Source organism: Cobetia sp. SIMBA_158, from assembly GCF_046566945.1.
In the GTDB taxonomy this organism is placed as follows: Bacteria; Pseudomonadota; Gammaproteobacteria; order Pseudomonadales; family Halomonadaceae; genus Cobetia; species Cobetia amphilecti.
The window spans coordinates 1-6310 of record NZ_JAWJYL010000023.1; the positions used below are offsets into that span (position 1 = coordinate 1).

Below are 6310 nucleotides of genomic sequence, written 5' to 3' on the forward strand. Positions count from 1 at the left end.
AGCGGGTGTAGCGGGTGTAGCGGGTGTAGCGGGTGTAGCGGGTGTAGCGGGTGTAGCGGGTGTAGCGGGTGTAGCGGCACCCAGGATCGCTACGGAGGCTGTCATGGTCTCTTCTCCACGAGCGACTGTTTAGATATACAGAATGGGCGAGAGAGTCGGCCCCGTCACCAATGACCTGAATTCAGGCCTGCCCCCTTTGCGGCGTCTTTCAATACGGGAGCGATGGCTCTATCGTCAAAGAGCAGTCGAAAAGTGATTTCTTCTAAATAAAAAAGGGTTATCGTATGGCCACGACATCGATAGATCAGTTTGAAGAACAAATGCGTCGGGAATGAGAGAAATTCAGCACGAGCCATTCCAAGCCGAATAAAGCCTCCCGTCCCACGAGAAATTCCCGACCAGTCATTAACGAGCCAACGCGTGACCTCAAGATCACTTTAGGTGTGAAGAATCGACGGCTCGCTATCGAAGAGCCCTTTACCGTCCAAACGCAGAGCATATCCCGCCTCGAAGCCAAGATTGAAGCCGAACGCGCCGCCAGAAAAGCCGGCTGGGCCATCGCGAGCCATGTCATTTCGTATGGTGATGATGAATATATACTCAACACGACCTCATTATTCACGACTCAAGTTGTATTCAGTGAGAATTCGCTGGGTATAATTGCTACCCCTCCCCCTGTTGCTATTGACCTAGATTAGGGCGGATATTGCGTATTGCGATGCTGTATTAAACCCTATCAGCGACGAGGAATTACTCTATCCAATAGAATTCTTATTCCCGTAAGCATGGCATGATATTATACAAAAAATTATATGCTGGTTGAGCTAGAGTCTTGGACCCGCGCCTCGTGCATTATTGCTAAAATTGGCTTGCAACGTCGTCTGTGATGAGACTAGGATGATATTAAATTCACAGGGGATAATGACATGGCACTAGATACAAGACAGCACATACCCGACACTATGGATGACTCGGTCATTATCTATAGCTGCACGGGTGATGATGTATTCCCGGGCATTATCGCCTTCACGAGTGGAGATGATGAGCAAAGCTATGCTCTGACACTCTCATCCGATGACACTGTTGATGTAGATAATAACTGTATTACGGTTTCCGGGCATGCTATCGCCTATCACGATATACCGCACTCGATCTATGTCAGCAATGTCACATACTTGCAACTGACTATTCAGGGTTGCCCACCGTTAGATGATATGAAAAGCATCCAATCATCACCCTTATGGCTGCACGATTTCCCGGTGTCTCAAAAATTTATCGACTTCTTCTCTTCTCTCGAATCGTGACCGATGGCCATAGGCGCAATGATGAAATGTATTGTGAAAGACTGCGTAATAATTAGAGTCATCGACAGCGAACTTAACAACTGCACGTACCTCTATGGCACGGTGGTGGATGATGAACAGGGTCGCTTCTCGCCCGAGGACTATGTCTTTACGTCCCTGATCACGGGCACAGCCCCGAATAGAGTGGACACCGTAAACACGACATATATCACGACAGGACAGTACCAGGAAATTCCCCTGACTCTTCGCGCTGCTACTTATCTGAAGTTGACAGGAGCGGTAGCATCGGGCGAACTCTTTAAATTGAGCCAGGATGGCACTGCCGTTGTCGATATAAGTGATTTACCCCGAATCTAAACGGATAATCAGTAAACCCACTTGGGGCGGGTTTACTGATACGTCGCGCTTAATCGCTTCTAGCCTCACTCTGCCTCGGGATGGAAGTAGTCGCTATTTTCTTCATAATTCTTAACATCATCTTTCGCGAGCTGACTAAAGTTTTCGCTACTCCAACGGTATTCTTTGCCCTTTATTACGACAACAACATCTTCGTCGCCAAGCAAGGTTTCAGTAAATTCGTGGTCAGCTTTACTACCCATAAAGCTGTCCCACTGAAAACCATTCATACATTTGGTAGATGAAGGATATACCTCGCCATTAATAGTATCTGATTTTCTCGGAGACACGGATGCACCATCACAGGTAGTGGCCGGAGCATTCATATAGAGAACAGACATCAGAGGTTGGCCAATCGCTTCGTCAAACTGAACAAAAATTTGCTTCTCGCCATTCTGCGAAAGTGACGAGATGACAAGATCTTCTTTCTCGACCTTGTGTCCCGGGATTTCATTGACTGTGTGCCATTCTGTATCGGCTGCAGACGCGACTGTCGCACTCAACAGGCTTGCAGCGATAACCGGGGTAACAATCCATTTAAACACGCACTTCTCCTTATGGTTTTGCATCACCTACATTAGCAATTCAATATATTATCACATCACTACTGTCTTTGGCTAGCTTGATACACAGAACCACCCGCTATATTCTATTTTAATACATCAATTCATTTATTTTGACAAAAAAACCGCCACTCGGCGATTTTTCTGCTTTACTTATTTCTTCCTGCTTAGACTTATTTCGCGTCCATAATATGCCCGGCGGATGTAGGCTCTGAGTGCAACACCCCTATTGGATTGAGGGTGGGGCTTCATTGTGCTTTGCCATCAGTTCATTCATCACCTCGATAGGACATTTGAAGTCGAAGCGTTTTCGGGGCCGCATATTCAGCTCGAAGGCAATGGCATCTAGGTGTTTAGTCCCAGGGTGTAATGGTCCATGGTATGAACCATTGTCGGAGGAGGCCCCATGGCTCAAGTACTTCACAAACGCGCCAAGACCACGCACGCCATCCGAAAAGGCATACAGCGATCGTCAGCTTCGATCGCGGAGTTGAGTCGTCGCTACAACCTTAATCCCAAAACGGTGCGTAAATGGCGCGATCGCCATTCCGTGGAAGATGAATGCATGGGCCCCAAGCAGCCAAGCTCTACCTCTTTGACAGATCTTGAAGAGGCTGCAGCGATCACCTTTCGCCGCACCACGTGGCTCGCCTTGGATGACTGCCTCTTTGCACTCCAGCGCTTTATTCCTCATCTGACGCGCTCCAGTCTGCACCGCCTGTATGCGCGCCACGGTATCAGTCAAATACCCCGTCAGCCCCAGAAAACAACGGACAAATCATCGTTCAAACACTATCCGATCGGTTACCTGCATATCGATATCTGTGAAGTTCGCACCGGAGAGGGTAAGGCGTATTTGTTCGTGGCAGTCGATCGCACCTCCAAGTTTGTGCATGCCCGGCTCTATCGGATAGCCAGGCGTGAGCAGGCCGCTGAGTTCCTAGAAGATACGCTTCAACAGCTACCGTATCGGATCCATACAGTACTGACATACAACGGTGTGCAATTCGCCAAGCGGCGCGGAACAGAGTATTACAAAGCACACCCATTTGACGTGATCTGCCATCGATATGGCATCGAACATCGTCTGACACGCCCTTTCCATCCGTGGACCAACGGACAGGTTGAACGGATGAATCGGACGATCAAGGAAGCCACTGTGCGCAGCTTTCATTATGCGACCTTAAGCGAGCTTAGTACCCACCTGAAGGACTACCTGTGGGCCTATAACAGTGCTCGGCCGCTGCGTGCGCTCAAGGGTAAAACACCCATTGGTTTCATCCTCGAACGTTGGCAGGATGACCCAGAGCGATTCTACCAACATCCTGTCCATTACTTCCCGGGACCATACACCTAGCCTTCTTGTAGGCGTGGCTTGGCGGCTGTGAGCTCATCAGCCCCAACTGCTTCATCCGCTTGCTGGCCCTATAACGACTCAACTGTGTTACTGCCTGCGTGAACATTTTTGCGATGCTGCGAGCGCCGGCAGAGCCGTTACTGACGGTATGCGCCTCGACAACCTGATCCAGTAGCTTCTGCTCAGTCTCACAAGGCCTTCTATCCCGACCACGCCAAGCCCGGTAGCTACTGCGATGCACCCCAAACACCTGACACAAGTGCTGCACCGCATAGCTCTCTTCAAGTCGCTCGATTATCGAGAATTGCTCAGGGAGTCCGACATCAAGAGAGCGGTAGCCTTTTTTAATATTGCCTTCTCTTCTTCCACTCGCCGCAGCTTGCGCTTCAGTTCCTGGATCTCACGCTGTTCCGGCGTCAGAGCCTCACCTTTCAGCGGCGCCTTGCCTGCCCGCTCAGCTCGAAGCCTGCGAACCCAATACTCCATGGTGGATTTGCCAACCCCCATGGCCTCACACGCCGCCTTCAGCGTGTAACCCTGGTCGACCACGAGCTGGGCCGCTTCCAAGCGAAATTCCGGGCTAAACGTTCTCTTCTTCGTCATCATCTGCACCTGATTGTCTCTGTGAGCCATCATACACTCAAAGTCAGGTGGCCAGATTCACTGTGCCACTACAATAGACCATCTATATCGGTCAGAACGCGACCGCTGTTGCGGTTGAAACACCAGTCTGAGCGCTTCAACCGCGCAGAACAGAATTGATAATCGTTTCCTAAAAGAGAAAGTAATATGACTCATATTATCGCTATAGCTACAGGAAAAGGCGGCGTTGGTAAAACCACGCTCTGCTCCCAGCTTGCCCACTACCTGACGCGCCCCTCAACTAGCAAGCGGGCTACCAAGCCTGTGCGGGTCCTCTGCATCGATTGCGCCGAACAGGCCAGCCTGAGTTTTTTGCTACTCCCAGAGTACGATACCTACGAGGACATGAATCTGGAGATCGAGGATCAGGATGGGTCCTACATGCTGCTTGATGGCAGCGATGCACTGCCCATCCCGATCAAGTGCAATGACACCCTCGATCTGATCCCCACCGCCATGCACGACTTCCGCCTTAGTGATTGCATGGGTGCCTCCAATGAGGACATGACGAAAGCCAGAGACAAGGTTCAGAAGATCGCCAAGACCAGGCTGTACGACTACATCCTCATTGATACCGGCCCTGGCCGAGGTCGTGTCCAATACGCCGCCATGCTGATGGCAGACCATGTGCTTTGCCCTATCAGATTAGAAAACCATTCCGCTTCTGCCGTTGCCCCCTTGATCAAAAACCTCGAGGCCATCGATATCTCGTTCGACAAGCAATACAATCTGCTGGGTATCGTGCCAATGAGTTATGGCCTCCGAGAGTCTTCAGACTCACACTATATCGCGGAGCAGCTTGAAGCGGCCTATGGCGATTACCTCTTCAAAAATGGTTTGCCCACCAGCAAGGCCATCATGGCCTTCCATCGCCAACGGGAATCCATCTGGACGATTCGCAATACCCAAGCAGTTCGCGCCAATATGGAAAAGCTGGGTAAAGAATTTCTGAGTCGCCTGAAGCAATGGGAAAAGGAGAACGCCCGTGGCTGAAGTGGACCCACACTGAAGCAGAACAAGCGGATCGGCTCGGTAGGGCGTCGCAGGCAGGCGCCAGCAGCGGCCTAGGCGTGTTACTGGCAGCAGGCGTCATCCCAGCGATGAATGACATCTGAAAGCAGGCGGCGGCCCCGAGCCAGTCCTTGACCTACCGGTCAGCATTGCCCGAGCCAGGTAGACGCTTGGCGATCAGCCGCTCGGCATAGACCTCTCCGTGCCGGACGCCCAGCTGATCGGCTGCCGGATTAATCTCGGTCAGCCGCTCGGTGAGAACAGCCAAGCGGTCATCGTCGACCAAGTCGGCTTTGGTGATCAGCGGTCAGTCGGCGATGGCCGCATGTCGTTGAGATACTCGATGGGAGTTAAGGGTCGAGATGTCGTTGGCCACATCCACCAGACATACCGCACGATCATCCAGCCGAAAGCGGTGGGCCAGCCAGTGGTCGGTCATCAAGGTCTGTAGAATAGGCGCTGGATCGGCTAGCCCCGTGGTCTCGATGATCATCCGCGAGATCTGCCCACCGCCCTCACGCTCGAGCGACTCACAGGCCTGCTGAACGCTTCGGCTCAGGTCTCCACGAATGGTGCAGCACAAGCAGCCGCTACTCATCTCTACCACGCTGTGTTCGTCGCCTTCGGCAACCAACCGGTGATCCAATCCGATATCACCGAACTCGTTGATCACTACCAGCGCATGTCGCATGGCAGGCTGACGCACAAGCTGGTTGAGCAGCGTCGTCTTGCCGCTGCCAAGAAAGCCGGTCAGCACCGTAAACGGGGTGAGGTCTGCCGTCGGCATGGCTTACTCCAAGGCGTAGAAAGGGCGAGCGAGCGGACATCCTGCCCCTGCCCTTGTGTCGTTGTGCTCAGCAGCAGGCTGGCAGCGAGCGGTGTGAGTGCGAACAGGGACAGCGTGACCTGTTATACCCCGCTGGGATGAGCTGGCTGGGTCTCAAAAAACAAGAGATAGGTGGCGGATGCAGGCTCTGAGTGCAACACCCTATTGAATTGAGGGTGGTGCTTCATTGTGCTTTGCCATCAGTTCATTC

At 52.0% G+C, this 6310-nt stretch carries 8 protein-coding genes and 1 pseudogene; 3 read left to right on the forward strand and 6 right to left on the reverse strand.

Annotation, left to right across the window (positions count from 1 at the left end; all coding sequences use genetic code 11):
* Nucleotides 1–926 precede the first annotated feature (926 nt).
* Entirely contained in the window at nt 927–1304 is a 378-nt protein-coding gene (locus R2R70_RS18690) for a hypothetical protein (RefSeq protein WP_410978709.1), read from the forward strand.
* 422 nt (nt 1305–1726) lie between these two features.
* Here the strand turns inward: R2R70_RS18690 and R2R70_RS18695 are convergent, their stop codons facing one another.
* Nucleotides 1727–2245 carry a hypothetical protein gene (locus R2R70_RS18695; protein ID WP_410978710.1) on the reverse strand — a complete coding sequence of 173 codons (519 nt, stop codon included), beginning with the start codon at nt 2243–2245 and terminating at the stop codon, nt 1727–1729.
* Between the two features lie 244 nt (nt 2246–2489).
* A pseudogene (locus R2R70_RS18700) lies at nt 2490–2618 on the reverse strand (IS30 family transposase); the annotation flags it as partial.
* 51 nt (nt 2619–2669) lie between these two features.
* Here R2R70_RS18700 and R2R70_RS18705 point away from each other — a divergent pair.
* Nucleotides 2670–3620 (forward strand): IS481 family transposase, encoded by a 951-nt coding sequence (locus tag R2R70_RS18705; RefSeq protein WP_410978711.1) that lies wholly within the window; start codon nt 2670–2672, stop codon nt 3618–3620.
* Here the strand turns inward: R2R70_RS18705 and R2R70_RS18710 are convergent.
* Nucleotides 3541–3888 (reverse strand): IS3 family transposase, encoded by a 348-nt coding sequence (locus tag R2R70_RS18710; RefSeq protein WP_410978712.1) that lies wholly within the window; start codon nt 3886–3888, stop codon nt 3541–3543. The two genes, R2R70_RS18705 and R2R70_RS18710, sit on opposite strands and share 80 nt — an antisense overlap.
* A gap of 26 nt (nt 3889–3914) precedes the next feature.
* Nucleotides 3915–4223, reverse strand: coding sequence for an IS3 family transposase (locus tag R2R70_RS18715; protein WP_043337211.1), 309 nt, complete (start codon nt 4221–4223; stop codon nt 3915–3917).
* Between the two features lie 186 nt (nt 4224–4409).
* On the opposite strand from R2R70_RS18715, the gene R2R70_RS18720 reads away from it, so the two are divergent.
* Complete coding sequence (locus R2R70_RS18720; protein WP_410978713.1) at nt 4410–5255, forward strand: ParA family protein; 846 nt, start codon at nt 4410–4412, stop codon at nt 5253–5255.
* Nucleotides 5256–5409: 154 nt separating this feature from the next.
* Here R2R70_RS18720 and R2R70_RS18725 read toward each other — a convergent pair whose 3' ends face one another.
* Nucleotides 5410–5559: a hypothetical protein gene (locus R2R70_RS18725; protein ID WP_410978714.1), complete on the reverse strand. Its 150-nt coding sequence runs from the start codon at nt 5557–5559 to the stop codon at nt 5410–5412.
* A gap of 21 nt (nt 5560–5580) precedes the next feature.
* Nucleotides 5581–6060: a CobW family GTP-binding protein gene (locus R2R70_RS18730; protein WP_410978715.1), complete on the reverse strand. Its 480-nt coding sequence runs from the start codon at nt 6058–6060 to the stop codon at nt 5581–5583.
* Between the last annotated feature and the right edge of the window lie 250 nt (nt 6061–6310).